Source organism: Pseudomonas sp. MF6755 (assembly GCF_016405635.1).
GTDB lineage: Bacteria > Pseudomonadota > Gammaproteobacteria > Pseudomonadales > Pseudomonadaceae > Aquipseudomonas > Aquipseudomonas haemolytica.
The window spans coordinates 57,949-77,075 of record NZ_JAEKDA010000001.1; the positions used below are offsets into that span (position 1 = coordinate 57,949).

Below are 19,127 nucleotides of genomic sequence, written 5' to 3' on the forward strand. Positions count from 1 at the left end.
CACATTTGAAATGCATTCCAAATGTGGGAGCGGGCTTGCTCGCGAAGGGGCCTTTACTACCCGCCAAAAACTACCTGGCACTCCCTCGCAAACCACCCACCACAGCCTGCAACTGCACAGGCGTTGCCGCCTCCACACCAATCGGCTCACCCGCCACCAACACCACCCGCGACCAGATCCGATGAAAGAAGCCCTTGTGCGGATCGCGACTGAAGAAACTCCCCCACAACCCCTGCAGCGCCATCGGGATCACCGGCACCGGCGTCTCCTCCAGGATCCGCGTCACGCCACCACGGAACTCATTCATCTCGCCATCGGCCGTCAACTTGCCTTCCGGGAAGATGCACACCAACTCGCCTTCCTGCAGGTACTGGGCAATCCGCGAGAACGCCTTTTCGTAGATCTGGATATCCTCATGGCGCCCGGCAATCGGAATCGCCCCTGCGGTGCGAAAGATAAAGTTGAGCACCGGCAAACGGTAGATCTTGTAGTACATGACAAAGCGAATCGGCCGACGCACCGCGCCGCCAATCAGCAGCGCATCGACAAACGATACGTGGTTGCACACCAGCAAAGCCGCGCCCTCATCGGGGATCTGCTCCAGGTTGCGATGCTCGACACGGTACATGGAATGGCTGAGCAGCCAGATCATGAAGCGCATGGTGAACTCGGGGACGATCTTGAAGATGTAGGTGTTGACCGCGATGTTGAGCAACGACACCACCAGGAACAGCTCGGGGATCGACAGCTTGGCCACGCTCAGCAGCAGGATCGAAACGATGGCCGAGACCACCATGAACAGTGCGTTGAGGATATTGTTGGCCGCGATCACCCGCGCCCGTTCGTTCTCGGCAGTGCGCGACTGGATCAGCGCGTACAGCGGCACGATATAGAAGCCGCCAAACACACCGAGGCCAAGGATATCGAACAACACCCACCAGGCCTGGCCGTAGCTGAGTACCGCGAGCCAGTCGTTGGCCTGGACGTTCTGCGGCAAGCCCCCGGAGTGCCACCACAACAGCAGGCCGAACACCGTCAGGCCAAACGAGCCGAACGGCACCAGGCCGATTTCGACCTTACGCCCGGAGAGTTTTTCGCAGAGCATCGAGCCCAGGGCGATGCCCACTGAGAACACGGTGAGGATCAAGGTCACGACGGTTTCGTCGCCGTACAACCATTCCTTGGCGTAGGCCGGGATTTGCGTGAGGTAGATCGCACCGACAAACCAGAACCACGAGTTGCCGACAATCGAACGTGAGACCGCCGGGGTCTGCCCCAGGCCCATCCGCAACGTCGCCCAGGACTGGGTGAAGATATTCCAGTCCAGGCGCAGTTGCGGCGTAGAAGCCGCCGCGCGCGGAATGCTGCGGCTGGCCAGGTAGCCCAGCACCGCCACACCGACAATCGCCACCGCCACCACCGGCGCGTAATGGGTGGAAGACATCATGATCCCGGCGCCAATGGTGCCGGCCAGGATCGCCAGGAACGTGCCCATCTCCACCAGGCCATTGCCGCCGACCAACTCATCGTCGTGCAGGGCCTGGGGCATGATCGAGTACTTCACCGGGCCGAACAGCGCCGAGTGGGTGCCCATGGCAAACAGCGCCAGCAGCATCAGTTCCAGATGATTGGTCAGGAAGCCCGCCGCGCCCACGGCCATGATCACGATCTCGCCAATCTTGATCGCCCGGATCAAGGCGTCCTTGTTGAATTTCTCGCCAAATTGCCCGGCCAACGCCGAGAACAGGAAGAACGGCAGGATAAACAACAAGGCGCACAGGTTGACCCAGATGGAACGGTCACCGTCGATGGTGAGCTTGTAGAGAATGGCCAGGATCAGCGATTGCTTGAAGATGTTGTCGTTGAACGCGCCCAGCAACTGGGTGATGAAAAACGGCAAGAAGCGCCGCGTGCGCAGCAAGGTGAATTGCGAGGGGTGGCTCATCGTCCGTGTTCCTGCGTGGCCTGTTATTGATCAGGCCACGACTTTACCTAATCCTGCTTACTTATTCCCTAAACCTGCAATGCATGGCGAAACAAAAAGTTCGCCTTTATACGCGCCCTGCACCGTGCGCTTGGCCACGATCAACCACATCAGCGCCAACGCCACCACCAGCACACTGCCGAACACACTGAAGAACCCCAAATGCAACACGCTCGCCAGTTTCAACGTAGCCAGGGCATACACCCCCAGCGGAAAGGTAAAGCCCCACCAGCCGAGGTTGAACGGAATGCCCGCACGCAGGTAACGCAGGGTGATCAACACCGCGATCAGCATCCACCACAGGCCGAAGCCCCATAAGGTGATACCTGCAATCAGCCCCAGGCCGTGGGCCATTTCACCAACACTCGCCAGGCCATTGGCGGCAAAGATCGCCGGCGCATCGCCACCGAGTAACAGCATCCCCAGGGCACCGGTGCCGATAGGGCCCAGCGCCAACCAGCTCGATGCCGCCATATTGGCGTGGGGCAGTTTGTGCAAGGCCATGCGCAACATCAGGATCGTCAGGATGCTGAACGCCACCGGCAGGGAAAACGCCCACAGCACGTAGCTGGTCACCAGCATCACCAGTTGCGAATGGGCGTCGACCAGGTGCGGCGCCAGCAAGCCGCCACTCGCCGCCGCCACTTCGGCAGCCACCACGGGCAACAGCCAAACGGCGGTCATCTGGTCGATGCTGTGCTCCTGGCGGGTGAACATCATGAATGGGATCAGCACGCCGCAGGCCAGGGACATGGCCACATCCAGCCACCACAGGGCTTCGGCCAGCGGGATCACATCGCTGCCCCAGCGTGGCAGGCCGAACAGCAGCAGACCGTTGAGAATGGTCGCCAGACCCATGGGAATGGTGCCGAAGAACATCGAGACGGTGGAGTGCCCGAAGATCCGCCGCGCCTCGTGGAAAAACATCACCCAGCGGGCGGCATACAACACGCTGAACAGCACGAACAGGCCGATAGTGAACATCCACAGGCCCTCAGCGACAGCGCCCAGGCCTGGCAGGCTGACCGGCAACTGGGCCAAGGCCAGCGCCAGCACGCCGGTGCCCATGGTGGCGGCAAACCAGTTCGGGGTGAACTGGCGAATCACTTCCCGGGGACGGGCCAGGTGACTAAGCGGTTTGTAGCGGTGAGTAGTCGAGCAGGTCATGGGTTAATCCTCTTCCTCGCATGAGGTTGAAGCCATGATAGAACCTGATCGAATATCTATATAACGGGTAATATCTCTAACTGTTATCTGTTTTGCAGATATAGACATCCCTCACGCGGCTGCCCGAGCCCGTGCAGCGTCCTGCCACAACAGCCCACCGAGGGCACCGAGGGCCAGCAGGATAAGCACCACAGCGTAGCCATCCGTGGTCGCTATAAGGCCAAACACTCGGGTCAGGTTACCCGCCAACAGCGCCGGTACGCAGAATGCCAGGTAGCTCAATACATAAAACGCTGACATCAGGCCCGCCCGCTCATGGGGCAACGCCAGCCCCACGATACTGCGCACACTGCCCATGAAACCGCCGCCGAAACCAAAACCGGCAATCACACTGGCGACAAAAAACAGCCACAGGCTGGCGGTCTGTACGGCAACCAGCAGCAACCCAACGCCCACGGCCAGCAGCGCCGCCGACAGGCGCATGACCTGGTTGGCCGCACGGTGGCGCAAGCTGTAGATCATCACCGCGCCACTCAAGGTCACCACCGCCACCAGACCGCCGCCGATCAAATGCGAGGTCGACCCCGTCGCGGCTCGCACCAACGACGGCGCCAGGGAGGAAACGAACCCACCCAGCGCCCACACCGCCACATTCAGCGGCATCGCCAACCACAAGGCCCGACGTGCTTGCGGCGGCACATGCAGGGTTGGCGCCAGGGACTTCAAGGCCCCCGGTATACGGCTGACCGTTTCAGGCAGGCGCCAGACATACAGGGCCTGCATCACCATAAAGCCCAGCAGGGTGAAATAGATCAATTGGGTCGGCCGTGGCGCGAACTCCACCAGCAGGCCGCTGCCCAGGCCACCACTGGCCATGCCGAGCATCGGCGCAAGGCTGTTGAGCATCGGGCCGCGCACGCGGTCGGTATCGAGCAACGTCGCACTCAACACCGCTGTGGCAGTCCCGGTGGCGAAGCCTTGCAATGCCCGTGCGGCAAGCAGGTAGGCGGTGCTGTCAGCGTTGATAAACAGCAGCATCGCCACGATATTCAGGAGCAGCGCGGCGAAGATCACCGGCTTGCGCCCCAGGTAATCCGAAAGCGACCCTACGGTCAGCAGCGCCGCCAACAGGCTCACGGCATAGACGCCGAAGATGGCCGTCAGCATGGCTGCAGAAAAATGCAGGTTGTCCTGATACACCTGGTACAACGGCGTCGGCGCGCTGGACGCGGCGAGGAAGGTCAGCACTGTGATCACCAGGAACGCCAGGCTGGACCGTTGAGAAATGACGCTGGACATGGGCACGCTCCACTAAAGCTAATATTTTGCTTTTGTGCAGTGTGCTACCCGCCGGCGCTTAAAGCAAATTCTTTGTGTTAAGGTTTTAAGCATGGCGATTAAAGAAGGCCTCCGCCCGGGGGGCCGTAGTGCCCGGGTACAAGAATCCGTCCATTCGGCGGTGCGTGAATTACTGGAAGCCCATGAGCGCTCCAGCGTCACCGTGCCGATGATTGCGGCCCGCGCAGGCGTTACACCGTCGACCATCTACCGGCGTTGGGGTGACCTCTCCGTACTGCTTGCCGACGTGGCCCTGGCGCGCATGCGCCCGGACAGCGAGCCGGCCAACACCGGCAGCCTGCGCGGCGACCTGCAAGCATGGGCTGAGCAATACCTGGATGAGATGAGTTCGGACGTAGGGCGCAATATGATGCGCGACGTGCAATGCAGTGTGACGCCGGGTTATTGCGTGAGCATTCTGAGCGGGCAGTTGCAGGCGATTGTTGATCGCTATCCGCAAGAGACGCCGCCGAGCGTGGACCGTTTGATCAACCTGCTCGCGGCGCCAACGGTGTTTCGTATTTTGTTTTCGGCGCAGCCGTTGGCTGTTGAAGAACTGCATGCGCTGATCGAACTGGCACTGCAGGTCTAAAAGTCATACACAAAACCAAATGTGGGAGGGGGCAAGCCCCTCCCACATTTTTTACTGCGTTGAATCGCTATTTACGTACGCATCCCGCGCCCACTCACCAGCAACCGCGCACAACCTAAATACAGCACCACGGTCGCCACGACCATGAAGGTGATCGCCACGCTGATCTTGATATCCGACACGCCCAAAATACCGTAGCGGAAAGCGTTGACCATATGCAGCACAGGGTTGGCCAGGGACACGGTCTGCCAGAACGGCGGCAGCAAGGTGATGGAGTAGAACACCCCGCCCAGGTAAGTCAGCGGCGTCAGCACGAACGTCGGGATAATCGAAATATCATCGAAGTTGCGCGCAAAAACGGCGTTGATAAACCCCAGCAGCGAGAAGATCGTCGCCGTGAGCACCACCACCAGAATGGTGACCCCAAGGTGATGCACTTGCAGGTGGGTGAAGAACAACGACAGCAGCGTCACGATCACCCCCACCATCAAGCCCCGCAACACGCCGCCCAGCGTATAGCCGATCAAGATAGTGTGCGGCGATACCGGCGAGACCATCAGTTCCTCGATGGAGCGCTGGAACTTGCTGCCAAAGAAACTCGAGACCACGTTGCCGTAGGAGTTGGTGATCACCGACATCATGATCAGGCCCGGCACGATGTACTCCATGTAGGTGAAACCACCCATGTCGCCGATCTGCCGGCCGATCAGGTTGCCGAAGATCACGAAGTACAGAACCATGGTGATCGCCGGCGGCAGCAGGGTCTGCGGCCAGATGCGGGTAAAGCGCTTAACTTCGCGATAGACAATGGTTTGCAGCGCGACGAGGTTGGGTTGCAGTTCGGAACTCATACCGCCACCTTCGCCAGATTTTTCTCCACCAGGGACACGAACAACTCCTCAAGGCGATTGGTTTTGTTACGCAGGCTCAGCACTTCAATGTTCTGGGCCGCCAACTGGGTAAATAGCGCGGTGATGCCCATGGCTTTGTCCACCTGGACTTCCAGGGTATGGCTGTCCAGCAGGCGACTGGGATAACCGAGCAACTGCGGCGCAACCGACAGATTGTTCTTCAGGTCGAGCAGGAAGGTTTCCACATGCAACTGGCCCAGCAGGCTGCGCATGCTGGTATTTTCGACGATGGTGCCGTGGTCGATGATGCCGATGTTGCGGCACAGTTGCTCAGCCTCTTCCAGGTAGTGCGTGGTGAGGATGATGGTGATGCCCTTCTCGTTCAGTTCCGTGAGAAACGCCCACATCGAGCGGCGCAGTTCAATGTCCACGCCCGCGGTCGGTTCGTCGAGGATCAGCAGGCGCGGCTCATGCACCAGGGCGCGGGCGATCATCAGGCGGCGCTTCATGCCACCGGACAACGAGCGCGAAGGCACGTCGCGCTTGTCCCACAGCCCCAGTTGGGTCAGGTATTGCTCGGCGCGTTCCTTGGCGATCTTCGCAGGGATGCCGTAGTAACCGGCCTGGGTCACGACGATGTCGAAGGTCTTTTCAAACTGGTTGAAGTTGAATTCCTGGGGCACCACGCCGATGGAACGCTTGAGCGCCGCCGGGGATTTGTCCAAGTCATGCCCGAAGATATTCACCGTACCGCTGGTCTTGTTGACCAGGGTCGAGAGAATACCGATGGTGGTGGATTTACCGGCGCCATTAGGGCCGAGCAAGGCGAAGAAGTCACCTTCGGCAACGTCCAGATCGATACCACTCAGGGCCTGGAAACCGTTGCCGTAGGTTTTGGTTAGCTGCCGGATGGACAGAGCGGAACTCATATCGGGATACGCACCAAAGAAGGGAATAGAAAGAATAGATGAGGGCGCACCGAAGGTAGTTCAACCTACGATGCAGTGCGAGCATGGTGCGTGCCCATGCCGCACAAGTACAGTCACCCGTATTAATAGTGTGTATTAAGTCAACGCGGTCATCACCGCCTTGCGATAAGCAGGGCGCTGTTGCAGGCGTTGGTACCAGGCCTCTAGATGGGGCATTGCAGGTCGCTCGATGGGCATCTCGAACCACGCGTAGATGAAGCAGCCCAAGGGGATATCGCCCATGCCAAATGCCTGGCCGGACAGGTAAGGTTGCTCGGCGAGGGCTTCGTCGACAGTTCTTAGCGCGTCGATACACGCCTGGCGCCCGGCATTGATACTGTCCCAGTTCTGCTTTTCGGCTGGTGTACGCACGATTCCCCAGAACACTGCCTTGAACGGATCGGCGAGCGTTGAGGTGGTCCAATCCATCCACTTCTCGGCGCTGGCCCGGGCTTGCAGGTCGTTCGGGTAAAAGTCCGACGCGTGTTTGGCGCACAAATAACGCACGATGGTATTGGATTCCCACAGCACAAAGTCGCCATCCTCGATCATCGGTACCCGCCCATTGGGGTTCAACGCTCGGTATTGCGGGGTGTCGACCACACCGAAAGCTCCGCCCGCATCAATTGCCTCATAGTCCAGGCCGAGCTCCTCGGCGCACCACAGTGCTTTCCTGACGTTTGATGAATTTTTACGACCCCAGATTTTCAGCATGACCGCGCCTTATCGTTGATGAACATGGCTGGATGAAGGCAGCAGCATACGCCGGTTCAGGCGCGGCTTAAATCGCCCTGCATATCGCCCAGCAAGGGCGGCGCATCGTCAGCAAACAAGTGCGGGTAACACTCTCGGATATGCGCGAAGAAAAACGCCTCGGGCACATCGGCAAATTGCCCATGGTCCACCACGTACTCCATCGAACGCAGGCCCTGGCGATTGAACGCGTGGAAGACGCTGTCGTGGAGGCCATCGAACTCCAGCGGTGGCACATCGAACACGTCGCACAGTTGCTGGTTGAACGCCGGAGTCGCCTTGACCCAGCGACCGTTCAGGTAAAGCTCGGTATAACCGTGCATGGCGAACACGTCGCTCTTGAGCAGGGCGAGCAAGCGTGGGGTGGACAGGTGATTGCGCACATCCGCCAGGCCGATACGCGCAGGGATGCCGCAGTGGCGGGCACAGGCGGCAAGCAAGGTGGCCTTGGGCACGCAGTAGCTCTCGCCAGCGGCCAGGGCGAAGCTGGCATTCAAGGTGCCGGGGTCACGGCTGAAGGTATAAGGGTTGTAGCGAATCGCCTCACGCACGGCGTAGTAAAGACTGACTGCCTGGTCACTTAAATTCGCTTGGGTTCCGCGATGCTTTTCGGCGAACTCCACCACCGCAGGGTGGTCACTATCGATGAAGCGGCTGGGACTCAAGTACGCATTCATGAGCTTGATCTCCGAGGGAAGCCTGGAGTTTAACGACAGGTCTGCCACAGAGATAACGACGATTCGGCCAAATGTCGGCGACTGCTGATGGATAACCCAGTACAACTTGTAACACCCTGATCACCCGGCCTGCTCGGATGCCGACTAAGCTCCCTGGTGGTTTCGCCCCTGGTTTCACGGAGGATTGCATATGCTGTTGTTGTGGATACTGGTGCTGGTGGTCGGCATTGCCTACCTGGCACATCGCCGTATCGCCCCCCTGCCCGCCCTCGGCGTGGTCGCTGTCTACCTGCTGGCGATGGGCGCCTGGAGCCACGCACCGGGTTGGCTGCTGCTGATCTTCTGGGTGCTCATCGCCGTGGTCGCCGTGCCGTTGCTGTTGCTCGACCTGCGCCGCCAATACTTCACCAAGCCGCTGTTCAGCTGGTTCCAGAAAGTCCTGCCGCCGATGTCCGAGACCGAACGCGATGCCATCGACGCCGGCACCGTCTGGTGGGATGGCGAACTGTTCAGCGGGCGCCCCGACTGGGACAAATTGCTGGCCTACCCCAAGGCGCAACTGACCGAGGAAGAACAGGCGTTTATCGACGGCCCCACCGAAGAACTCTGCGCCATGGTCAGCGACTGGGAAATCGGCCAGGCCATGGACCTGCCGCCAGCGGCCTGGGAACACATCAAGACCCACGGCTTCTTCGCCCTGATCATTCCCAAGGAGTACGGTGGCAAAGGCTTCTCCGCCTATGCCCACTCCCAGGTCGCGATGAAGCTCGCGACTCGCAGCGGCGACCTTGCTTCCACGGTAATGGTGCCCAACTCCCTCGGCCCAGCCGAATTGCTGCTGCACTACGGCACCGATGAGCAACGCAACCACTACCTGCCCCGCCTGGCGCGTGGCGACGATATCCCCTGCTTCGCCCTCACCGGTCCGCTGGCCGGCTCCGATGCCGGCGCCATGCCCGACACCGGGGTGATCTGCAAAGGTGAATGGGAAGGCAAGGAAACCCTCGGCCTGCGCCTGAACTGGGAAAAACGCTACATCACCCTGGGCCCGGTCGCGACCTTGCTCGGCCTGGCGTTCAAGGCCCATGACCCGGACCACCTGCTGGGCGAAGAAGAAGACCTGGGCATCAGCCTCGCGTTGATTCCTACCGATACACCCGGCGTTGAAATCGGTCGTCGCCACCTGCCGCTGGGCGCCGCCTTCATGAACGGCCCCAACTCCGGCAAGGATGTGTTCATCCCCCTGGAATTCCTGATTGGTGGCCAGGAGATGCTCGGCAAGGGCTGGATGATGCTGATGAACTGCCTGTCGGTAGGCCGCTCCATCTCCCTGCCTGCGGTCGGTACCGGCGCGGCCAAGTTCACCAGCCTGGTGACCGGGCAATACGCCCAGGTGCGCGAGCAGTTCAACGTCCCGCTGTCGGCCTTCGAAGGTATCCAGGAAGCCCTGGCGCGCATCGGCGGTAACGCGTGGCTGATGGACAGCGCACGCATGCTCACCGCCAACGCCGTGGACCTGGGCGAGAAGCCCTCGGTACTCTCGGCGATCCTCAAGTACCACCTGACCGAGCGCGGCCGTGAGTGCATCAGCCACGCCATGGACGTACACGGCGGCAAGGGCATCATCATGGGCCCGAACAACTACCTGGGCCGTAACTGGCAAGGGGCGCCGATCTTCATCACGGTGGAAGGCGCGAATATCCTCTCGCGCAACCTGATGATCTTCGGCCAGGGCGCAATTCGCTGCCATCCGTTCGTACTCAAGGAAATGGCCCTGGCCGGTCGCGAAGACCACGACCAGGCGTTGAAGGAATTCGACGGCCTGTTGATGCAGCACATCGGCTTTGCCGTGAGCAACGCGGCCAGCACCCTGGTGCTGAACCTGGGCTTCGGTCATTTCGAAAAAGCCCCCGGCAACCGTTTGAGCCAGGGTTACTTCCGCGCACTGAACCGCCAGGCGGCTGCATTTGCCCTGCTGGCAGACCTGAGCATGATGCTGCTGGGTGGCGAGCTAAAGCGCCGCGAACGCCTGTCCGCCCGCCTGGGCGACGTGCTGAGCCATATGTACCTGGCCTCGGCGGCGCTCAAGCGTTATCACGACCTGGACTCGCCGGATCACCTGGAGCCGCTGTTTGCCTGGGCCATGGAAGAAAGCCTGGGTGAATCGGAACGCGCCCTGGATGAACTGCTGAGCAACTTCCCGAACAAGGTGTTGGGCTGCCTGCTGCGGGTAATCGTGTTCCCGTTCGGGCGTCGTCACACCGGGCCGTCCGACGCGCTGGATGCCGAAGTGGCGGCAGTGATCGGTCGTGCCAAAGGCGACCCGACCCTGGAAGAGCTGTTGGCCGGCTGCTACCGCCCACAATCGGCAGAAGATCCAGTGGGCGCCCTGCAACATGCCTACGACCTGCTCGGCGCCAGCCACCCGCTGCAGAAAAAACTCCACAGTGCACTCAAAAGCGGCCAGGTCAAACCGGCCGCCGGCGAACACGCCATCGATGCCGCGCTGCATGCCGGCGTGCTGCAACCGGCCGAAGCGCAAACCCTGCGTGACGCCGAAGCGGCGCGGCGCAAGGTGATCGACGTGGATGATTTCAGCAAGGAAGAGCTGATGCAGGCTGAGGGTAAAGTCCGCTAATACCAGCGGTCATATAAATACGGGCGCGAGGGCTATATACTCTCGCGCCCGTTTTTGCTTTAGAGGACTTATCTCGTGTCCAACGTCGTTGCCGATCATCTCGTCTTGCTCGACCACTTGCGCAGCATCCTGGTTGCCGTCGGCGAAGCCGAACAGGTACCCGAGGAAAGCCATTCACTGTTCCTGGAGCGCTTCGACGAACTGCGCGCCCTACTGCCGATCGACCCGATCGAAAGCCAATACCTGGGCCAGGACCTGATGAGCCAGGTCATTCTGCGCTACCCGCAAATCGCTCACCTGGTGCCGCGCGACCTGTTGTGGTTCTTTGGCGGCGATTGCCTGCACTTCATGCCCGACGAAGAACTGGACCTGTATCAGGCCCTGGAAGAACGTCGCTTTGAAGCCGAACAGAACGACGAACCGTTCGACTGGAACCAGGAAAAGCAGCTGCTGGCCATGCCGCAAGACCAGAGCAAGCACTGACTTCAAAAATCACTGCTGCACTTAATGTGGGAGGGGGCTTGCCCCCGATTGCGGTGTGTCAGTTACAGATAAGCTGACTGATGCACTGCTATCGGGGGCAAGCCCCCTCCCACATTTTTGACCGCACGCCTACCGGCGGTGCAGTGTCGGCTCTTTGGCCATGCACTCCACCAGGTAATCAATGAACACCCGCAATTTCGGCGGCAGATACCGCGTCGGCGAATGCAGCAACCACGCCTCGCCATGGTAAGACGCAATAAAGTCCCACGCCGGCAACACCTGCACCAACTGCCCCGCCTCCAACGCATGCCGCGCCGTGAAATATGGCAAGCTGCCAATCCCCACATGCTGCAACACCGCGTCCAGCCGCACCCCAGTGTGGTTCGCCGCATAACGCCCGCGTACTCCCACCGTCACCGCCTTGCCGGCCTGGCGGAATTTCCAGCGTGAGTCGCCAGGGGTTTCCCCCAGGTAAATGCAACTGTGCTCGAGCAAATCATGGGGATGGCTTGGGGTGCCATGCTCGGCCAGGTACTGCGGCGTCGCGCACAACAAGTGTTCGATGGGCAACAACTGGCGCCCGACCAAGCCAGGCGGCGGGCTGTCGGTGATACGGATGCTCAAGTCGACGTTGTCATCGATCAGGTCCACATGCCGATCCTCGAGGATCAATTGCACATCCACCTTGGGGTAGCGCCGCAGAAATTCCGGCATATGCGGATGCACCACGAAGCGCCCCACCGCCTTGGGCACGCTGAGCCGCACCAGGCCCTCGGCTTCATGGGTGAACTGGCCGCTGATTTCCATCACCGAGCGGGCTGCATTGACCATCTCCTGGCAACGCTTGAACACCTCCTCACCACCCTCGCTCAGGCGCAGTTTGCGCGTGGTGCGTTGCAGCAAGCGCGTGGCCAGGGCCTGCTCCAGGCGCGAGATGCTGCGGCTCACCGCCGAGGGTGAAACGCTGAGTTGCCGCGCCGCTTCGGAGAAGCTGCCGGTTTCCACGACCTTGACGAAAATCGCCATTTCACCCAACAGCGGCAAAGGTAGATTGATGCTCATGACGCACAGGTCCATTGATAATTGAACGGATTATCACCCATCTGCGCACTATTTATACTGCCCACAGAACCCTGATGCGGATGTAGATGATGACCGAGCGCCTGTTTTTTACCCACGACCACCTGACGGCCGAGCTGGAAGTGCTCAGTTGCACCCCGCACGAAGAGCAGTTCGCCGTGATTGTGCAGTCGACGATTTTCCATCCCCAAGGCGGCGGCCAGCCGTTCGACACTGGGTGGCTCGGCGACAGCCAGGTACTGCGCGTCATGCAGGAGGCCGAGCATGTGGTGCATTACGTCGATCAACCGCTGGAACCCGGCCCGGTCGCTGCACGGGTCGATGCACAACGCCGCGCGCTGCACACCCGCCTGCATTCGGCGGGGCATTTGATCGGCAATGCCGGCGAACACCTGGGCTGGATGCCGATCAAGGCCCACCATTGGCCGGGCGAAGGCAAGATCACCTTTATCCGCGGCGAAGCTGCACAAAACATCGATGCCCAGGCGCTCCAGCAACAGGTCAACCAATGGATCGCCGCCGACTATCCACGCCATATGACATTGGAAGACGGCGTCCGGGAAGTCGGCTTCGGCGAGTTGCCGCCCTACGCGTGCGGTGGCACCCATGTGCAAGCGTTGAGCGAACTGGGCCAGGTGACGATTTTGGCGCTGTCGGAGAAAAAAGGCGCCCTGTCGGTGCGCTACGAAATCAATGTGGGAGGGGGCTTGCTCCCGATGGCGGAGGTTCAATCACAGCATGAGTGACTGACACACCGCTATCGGGAGCAAGTCCCCTCCCACAGTGGACCGATGCGCCACAGAGAAATAGGCTACACGGCAATCGCCCCCGCCCTCCCCGGCTCTACCACAAACGACTTCAACGTCGACACCGTGGCGGCGGGGTCGCGAGGGTCACTGATCGCCCGAAAATTCGTCAGCATCCGCTGGGCCGCCAACTCCACCGACACATACCCACGCTGGCGGCTGTCAAAAAACTTCACATGGGGGTTGAGCGGCATGATCTTCATGAAGGCGTCATAGGGCGGGCCGTCGGATGTCACCGACGAGCCGACGAACTCGGTGGCGACCACCGCCGAATCCGGATTGTCGGCGTCTGCATGCAGGTCCGTGGCCCAGAACGAATGTATGTCGCCGCCCCAGAACACCGGGTTGCTGACCCGATGGCGGGCGATGGACGCCAGCATCCGCGAACGGTTGGCCATGTAGCCATCCCAACCATCAGTCCAGCGCCCCGGCTTGTGGTTGGTGAGATCACGCTGGATCAACGGTGCCACCAGCAGGTCCTGGGCGATCACATTCCATTGCGCCTTCGACTGGGCAAAACCCTGGTCGAGCCAGGCTTCTTGCTGCCAGCCAAGCAACGTGCGGGCGGGGTCACGCAAGTCACTGCACGGGGTGGTGGCGACATGCCCTTGGTGGCTGCCATTGGCTGCAATGCACGGTTGCTCGGAACGGTACTGACGACCGTCGAGCACATGGAAACGTGCAAGCCGGCCATAGTCCAGGCGCCGGTAGATACGCATGTCCGCGCCCTTCGGCACGCTGCTGGCGCGCAGGGGCATGTGTTCGTAAAACGCCTGGTAAGCCGCCGCTCGTTGCTGGAGGAATTGCGCCACGCCAATCTTCGGGTCCTGGGACCAGCGGTTGGCATAGTCATTCTGTACTTCGTGGTCGTCCCAAGTCGCCACACTGGGGGCGGCGGCGTGCAGGGTTTGCAGGTCTGGATCAGTCTTGTACAGCGCGTAGCGGTTGCGGTAGTCGCTCAGGGTCAGCGCATTGCCGCTGCCGTGGGAACGAAAAACCTTGCCCGAGTCCGCCGCGTAGGAACTGTCGTAGATATAGTCGCCGAGGAAAAACACCAGGTCGGGCTGCTCGGCGGCGAGGTGCCGATAGGCGCTGAAATAGCCACGCTCCCAGTGCGAGCAGGATACAAACCCCAACCGCGCCGAGGCCATGGCATGCAGCAGCGGCGTTGTGCGCGATTGACCCACCGGGCTCTGCGCACCGAGCCCTTCAAACTGGTACCAATAGGGCCTGTCCGCCGCCAGCCCCGCCACCTCGACATGCACCGCATGGGCGAAACGCTCCGTCGCCAGCACCTCGCCCTGCTTCACAATGCGCGTCATCGCCGCATCGCTGGCCACCCGCCAGCGCACCGGCACCGCGCGACTCAAGCCGCCACGCCCGTCTGCGGCGTTGAACAGCGGCGCCAGGCGCGTCCAAATCACAAAGCCATCCGGCAACGGGTCGCCGGAAGCCACGCCAAGAGTGAACGGATAATCCACCCCGGCACTGCGTGCAAACGGGCTGAGGATGGAAAACGCGGTAGCAACCGCCAGCGCGCTGAGTACCCGGCGCCGGTCGTGGTCAATGGCGCCGCTCACAACCGGCGCTCCCAGTCGTCGCGCACGGTGGCAAACCCGAGCAAGTCCTCGTACACGCCATTTTTCAGAAACGCCTGGCGCATACAGCCTTCATAGCGCAGGCCGATCTTCTCCATGACCCGCGCCGATTCCTTATTGCGACCAAAACATTGGCTGCCCACGCGCTGCAACCCCAGTGCAGAGAAGCCATAGTCCATCATCGCGCTCGCGGCCTCGGCGGCAAATCCCTGGTTGCGGCAGTGCGCCGCCACCCAGCCACCCAAGTGCCCATAGTGGTGACGAGTATTCAGACGCAGGCTGACGATGCCAATCAATTCGCCAGAGTCACGCACGTGCATCCCCAGGTTCAACAACTCACCGGTGCGATATTTCTCGGCGGTCCCGGCGATAAAACCCTGTGCCGTTTCCAAGGTGTAAGGCGATGGAATATTGGCCGTGTTATCGGCAATCTTCGGCCCGTTGGCGAGGGTGAAAAGTGCTTCGGCCTGATGCATTTCCAGCGCACGCAACAGGAGTCGCGGGGTGGACAAATGAGGCAACGCAGTGGGCATACAGGGCGTCTCTCGAGATAAATTTCTCGAGGATGTACGCCCCGCATGTCAGTTTCATTACGTCGTAAAAGTGACCGGTAAGTTTTCTGAAAGATGCGTCCTAGAGCCTTTAAACCGTCAATTAAAGTTAACCATTCGGTCATTTTTCACTGTTAGCGTTCTGCCCCTAATTCAATGACGGGGCAACGGAATGAGAACCTGGGACGAACCCAAGAAACGCAAGGCGCACATCGAGCTGATTCCGATGATCGACGTGATGATGTTCCTGCTGGTGTTTTTCGTACTGGTGAGCTTGAACGTGATTCCCGCGCTCGGCATGAAGACGCAATTGCCCAGCGCCAGCACTTCACAGCAGCTCAAACCGCAGAACAAATTCATCCTCACCCTGGGCCTGGAAGGCCAGTTGCAACTCGACGGCAAGGACCTGACGGTGGATGCCTTGGTGCCGGCGCTGAAGGCCGCCGAAAAGCCCGAGACCAAGTCGACGATCATCGTCAACAGCGACAAAGGCGTGGAAGTTTCGCGCCTGGTGGAAGTGATGGACACCCTGCGCCTGGGTGGCTTCACCTCCGTGTCCATCGCCACGCGTAAATCCTGATCATGTACGTTCTGTTTCGTGCACGTCAGCTGCTGGGCAGTGTCCCGGCCGTGATCGCCCTGGTGCTGATTGCACTGGGTATCCAGTCCCAGACCTTGAAGGTCGAGCCGGTGTATGACGAGTCGGCAGTCGAGTTGGCGTTGGTCGAGCCGGAGCCGGAAGTCGTCCCGGAACCGGTGGTGCAACAAGAGCCGCCACCGCCGCTGATCGAAGATGAAGAGGCCGAGCCGGCACCACCGCCACCGCCGCCCAAGCCGCTGCCAAAGCCCGAACCCAAGCCCAAGCCAAAACCGCTGCCCAAGCCGGTGGTTGCCAAGCCCGCGCCCACTGCGCCCACTGCGCCACCGGTCGCCGCCGCCAAACCCGTTCCACCCGTCGCAGCCCCGGCAGCGCCCGTGGCGGCAGCGGCCCCGCCTGCGCCGCCGAAGGTTGACGGCCAGGCCTTGGAGGGTGGTTATCTCAAAGGTTTGCGCAACGAGCTGGACACCTACAAGCAGTACCCCACCGGGCGCCAGGCGTCGCTCGAACGCCCCAGCGGCGAGGTGGTGGTGTGGCTGTTGGTGGACCGTCAGGGCCGCGTGCTCGACTCCGGTGTGCAAACCCAGGCCTCGAGCATGTTGCTCAACCGCGCCGCCACCAACAGCTTGCGTCGCATCAAGCAAGTCAAGCCGTTCCCCGAGCAAGCCTTTGGGGGGCGCAATGAGCAACGCTTCACCGCCACCTTCAACTACAGCGTGCAATAAGCACCCGACACCAGGACGACAGTGATGAAGTTCACCCGCATTCATCTGGCACTCGTGGCCGCGACCAGCATGGCCCAGGGAATGGCCATGGCAGAGACCAGCGACAGTGACGTCGGCACCATTGGCGTACAAGGCAAGGCGAGCGCCGGCGGCGGCTACATGGTCCCGGAAGAGAGCATCAAGGGCCGCTCCACAGTGACCAAGGAAGCACTGGACAAGCAGGCGGCCACGGGCAATGCCATCGATAAGCTCAAGTACACCCCGGGCTTGAACATCTCCAGTGAAGACAACACTGGCCTGTCGGGCTTTCGCTTCACCATGCGCGGCATGAACTCCGACCAGGTGGGCATGTCGGTGGACGGCATGCCGATCAACGATTCGGGCAACTACGCGCTGTACTCCAACCTGCTGGGCGACCCGGAAAACATCGACCAGATCTTCGTCACCCAGGGCGCGTCGGAAGCCGATGGCCCGCATATCGGTTCCAGCGGCGGCAACATCGGCATCGTGACCATTCGCCCGACCAAGGAAACCGGAGCCTTCGTCAAACAAGTCGTCGGCAGTAACGCCACGCGCAAGACCTTCGCGCGCCTCAATACCGGCGAGATCAATGGCCTGAGCAACTGGTTGTCGGTGTCCCATACCGAAGGCCAGATGTGGCGTGGCTCGGGCGCAGTGCGCGCCGACAAGGTGGAGTGGAACAGCTTCTTCGACGCCGGCAATGGCAACACCGCCAACCTGATCCTCAAGTACCACGAGCAAGACAACAACAGTTACAGCCAGTTGACCAAGGCACAGTTCCAGCGCTACGGGCGTAAGTACGACCCTTACCCGGCGACACCAAGCGTGGGTAGCAACGGCAAGTACAACAGCTACTACGCCCTGGCGCAGAACCCGTTCCAGACCTTCACCGCCGTGCTCAACACCCAGTTCAAACTGGCCGACAACCTGGCGCTGTCGGTGATCCCGTATTACTACTGGGGCAATGGCAGCGGCGTCGGCTCATCCGCCTACGCGCTCAACCGTGGCTCGAACCAAGGCGGCGTGTTCGACCTCGGCAACCTGCCCACTGCCGCGCAATACAACGCCGATGGCACCCCGAACAGCGGCGTGTACTACCGCCCTTCGCGCACGCAAACCTGGCGACCGGGTATCACCACCAAGCTGACCTGGGACCTGGGCGATCACAGCCTGCAATTCGGTTACTGGTACGAGCGCGCACGCCAGAGCCAGACCCAGCCGTTCATTCCACTCAAGAGCAATGGCAAGCCGGTCGACACCTGGCCGGACTCCAACAGCGCCATCGTCGATGCCAACGGCAACACCGTACAGGGGCGCGACCGTTTCACCGTGACCCCGGCGCAAAAGGTCTGGGCCCAGGACACGTGGTACATCAACCCGGACTGGACCTTCATCGCCGGCCTTGCGTACATGAACGTCGAGCGGGACGGCACCAACCACGGCAGCCTCAACGAGCGGCCAGAAAAACGTAACCAGACCTACAACAAGCTGTTGCCCAACGTCGGCCTGAAATACCAGCTGGACGAGCGCGACCAACTGTTCTACAGCCTCTCGCGCAACATGCGCGTACCGCAGAACTACGCGCTCTACGACAAAGGCGCCGACTCCATCAACCTCGAGCCGGAAACCAGCTGGAACCACGAATTGGGCTGGCGCTACAGCGGCGACGACATGACCCTGGCCGCCACCCTCTTCTACATGGACTTCAAGAACCGCCAGGTGTCGTCCAAAGACATCAACGGGGATGCCGCTGACATCAACGTCGGTGCGGTCACCAACAAAGGCTTGGAGCTGGAATGGAGCGGCCAGTTGCCCCACCACTTCAACTACTACACCTCCTACACCTACACCAAGGCCGAGCAACAAGACGACATGACCGTCTACAACGCCGGCAAAGCCATCGTCTTGCCCACCAGCGGCAAGCAGTTCGCCAACGTGCCCAAGAGCATGCTGGCAGCCAACATCGGTTATGACGACGGGCGCTTCTACGGCACCTTCGGCGGCAAGTACACCAGCAAGCTCTATGGCGACCTGACCAACGACGAGGCCATCTCCGGCCGCACCGTATTCAACCTCGGCGCCGGTATCTACCTGCCAGTGGACAAGAAAGTGGTCAAGGACGCGACCCTGCGCCTGAACGTCGACAACCTGTTCGACAAGAAGTACCTGGACGGCGTGTACACCACCAAGACCAACGCGGCCAGCTACAGCGGTTTTCGCGATGGCGACCCGGCGTACATCGTCGGCCTGGACCGCACCATAACGGTTTCGCTGGAAGCGAATTTCTAAGACTGACC

The 19,127-nt window shown here is 60.9% G+C and carries 17 protein-coding genes; 7 read left to right on the top strand and 10 right to left on the bottom strand.

Annotated elements, in window-relative coordinates:
• Positions 1-70: 70 nt before the first annotated feature.
• The 3 genes from JFT66_RS00275 to JFT66_RS00285 form a co-directional block, all read right to left on the bottom strand.
• A complete protein-coding gene (locus JFT66_RS00275) occupies positions 71-1,945 on the bottom strand; it encodes an MFS transporter (RefSeq protein ID WP_034117581.1) in 1,875 nt (624 codons plus the stop codon).
• A 57-nt stretch (positions 1,946-2,002) separates the two neighbouring features.
• Positions 2,003-3,151 carry a TDT family transporter gene (locus JFT66_RS00280; protein ID WP_198858561.1) on the bottom strand — a complete coding sequence of 383 codons (1,149 nt, stop codon included), beginning with the start codon at positions 3,149-3,151 and terminating at the stop codon, positions 2,003-2,005.
• 111 nt (positions 3,152-3,262) lie between these two features.
• Positions 3,263-4,450, bottom strand: coding sequence for an MFS transporter (locus JFT66_RS00285; protein ID WP_198858562.1), 1,188 nt, complete (start codon positions 4,448-4,450; stop codon positions 3,263-3,265).
• 91 nt (positions 4,451-4,541) lie between these two features.
• Between JFT66_RS00285 and JFT66_RS00290 the strand changes: the two genes are divergently transcribed.
• On the top strand, positions 4,542-5,081 hold the full coding sequence (locus tag JFT66_RS00290) for a TetR/AcrR family transcriptional regulator (protein WP_153837850.1): 540 nt from the start codon (positions 4,542-4,544) through the stop codon (positions 5,079-5,081).
• Between the two features lie 71 nt (positions 5,082-5,152).
• Here JFT66_RS00290 and JFT66_RS00295 read toward each other — a convergent pair whose 3' ends face one another.
• The 4 genes from JFT66_RS00295 to JFT66_RS00310 all read right to left on the bottom strand — a co-directional run bounded on the left by JFT66_RS00295 (position 5,153) and on the right by JFT66_RS00310 (position 8,330).
• On the bottom strand, positions 5,153-5,932 hold the full coding sequence (locus JFT66_RS00295) for an ABC transporter permease (protein ID WP_034117577.1): 780 nt from the start codon (positions 5,930-5,932) through the stop codon (positions 5,153-5,155).
• Entirely contained in the window at positions 5,929-6,861 is a 933-nt protein-coding gene (locus JFT66_RS00300; protein WP_034117576.1) for an ABC transporter ATP-binding protein, read from the bottom strand. Before JFT66_RS00300 ends, JFT66_RS00295 begins: the two co-directional genes overlap by 4 nt.
• Before the next feature lie 135 nt (positions 6,862-6,996).
• Positions 6,997-7,614 (bottom strand): glutathione S-transferase family protein, encoded by a 618-nt coding sequence (locus tag JFT66_RS00305; RefSeq protein WP_153837848.1) that lies wholly within the window; start codon positions 7,612-7,614, stop codon positions 6,997-6,999.
• Positions 7,615-7,670: 56 nt separating this feature from the next.
• Entirely contained in the window at positions 7,671-8,330 is a 660-nt protein-coding gene (locus JFT66_RS00310; protein WP_198858563.1) for a transglutaminase-like domain-containing protein, read from the bottom strand.
• Between the two features lie 190 nt (positions 8,331-8,520).
• Here JFT66_RS00310 and JFT66_RS00315 point away from each other — a divergent pair, with 190 nt between their 5' ends.
• Both JFT66_RS00315 and JFT66_RS00320 read left to right on the top strand, forming a co-directional pair.
• A complete protein-coding gene (locus JFT66_RS00315) occupies positions 8,521-10,968 on the top strand; it encodes an acyl-CoA dehydrogenase (RefSeq protein ID WP_198858564.1) in 2,448 nt (815 codons plus the stop codon).
• A 75-nt stretch (positions 10,969-11,043) separates the two neighbouring features.
• Positions 11,044-11,451: a PA2817 family protein gene (locus JFT66_RS00320; RefSeq protein WP_016970230.1), complete on the top strand. Its 408-nt coding sequence runs from the start codon at positions 11,044-11,046 to the stop codon at positions 11,449-11,451.
• Positions 11,452-11,580: 129 nt separating this feature from the next.
• Here JFT66_RS00320 and JFT66_RS00325 read toward each other — a convergent pair whose 3' ends face one another.
• Entirely contained in the window at positions 11,581-12,513 is a 933-nt protein-coding gene (locus JFT66_RS00325; protein ID WP_198858565.1) for a LysR family transcriptional regulator, read from the bottom strand.
• A gap of 89 nt (positions 12,514-12,602) precedes the next feature.
• Here JFT66_RS00325 and JFT66_RS00330 point away from each other — a divergent pair, with 89 nt between their 5' ends.
• Positions 12,603-13,277, top strand: coding sequence for an alanyl-tRNA editing protein (locus tag JFT66_RS00330; RefSeq protein ID WP_198858566.1), 675 nt, complete (start codon positions 12,603-12,605; stop codon positions 13,275-13,277).
• 65 nt (positions 13,278-13,342) lie between these two features.
• Here JFT66_RS00330 and JFT66_RS00335 read toward each other — a convergent pair whose 3' ends face one another.
• Both JFT66_RS00335 and JFT66_RS00340 read right to left on the bottom strand, forming a co-directional pair.
• Complete coding sequence (locus JFT66_RS00335; RefSeq protein WP_198858567.1) at positions 13,343-14,917, bottom strand: alkaline phosphatase D family protein; 1,575 nt, start codon at positions 14,915-14,917, stop codon at positions 13,343-13,345.
• Positions 14,914-15,468 (bottom strand): GNAT family N-acetyltransferase, encoded by a 555-nt coding sequence (locus JFT66_RS00340; RefSeq protein WP_198858568.1) that lies wholly within the window; start codon positions 15,466-15,468, stop codon positions 14,914-14,916. The genes JFT66_RS00335 and JFT66_RS00340 overlap by 4 nt, the downstream gene beginning before the upstream one ends.
• A 190-nt stretch (positions 15,469-15,658) precedes the next feature.
• On the opposite strand from JFT66_RS00340, the gene JFT66_RS00345 reads away from it, so the two are divergent.
• The 3 genes from JFT66_RS00345 to JFT66_RS00355 are packed head-to-tail and all read left to right on the top strand — an operon-like array spanning position 15,659 to position 19,119.
• Entirely contained in the window at positions 15,659-16,066 is a 408-nt protein-coding gene (locus JFT66_RS00345) for an ExbD/TolR family protein (protein WP_034117567.1), read from the top strand.
• 2 nt (positions 16,067-16,068) lie between these two features.
• Positions 16,069-16,809, top strand: coding sequence for an energy transducer TonB family protein (locus tag JFT66_RS00350; RefSeq protein WP_198858569.1), 741 nt, complete (start codon positions 16,069-16,071; stop codon positions 16,807-16,809).
• Positions 16,810-16,833: 24 nt separating this feature from the next.
• Positions 16,834-19,119, top strand: a complete 2,286-nt coding sequence (locus JFT66_RS00355) for a TonB-dependent receptor (protein WP_198858570.1) — start codon at positions 16,834-16,836, stop codon at positions 19,117-19,119.
• Positions 19,120-19,127: the final 8 nt, after the last annotated feature.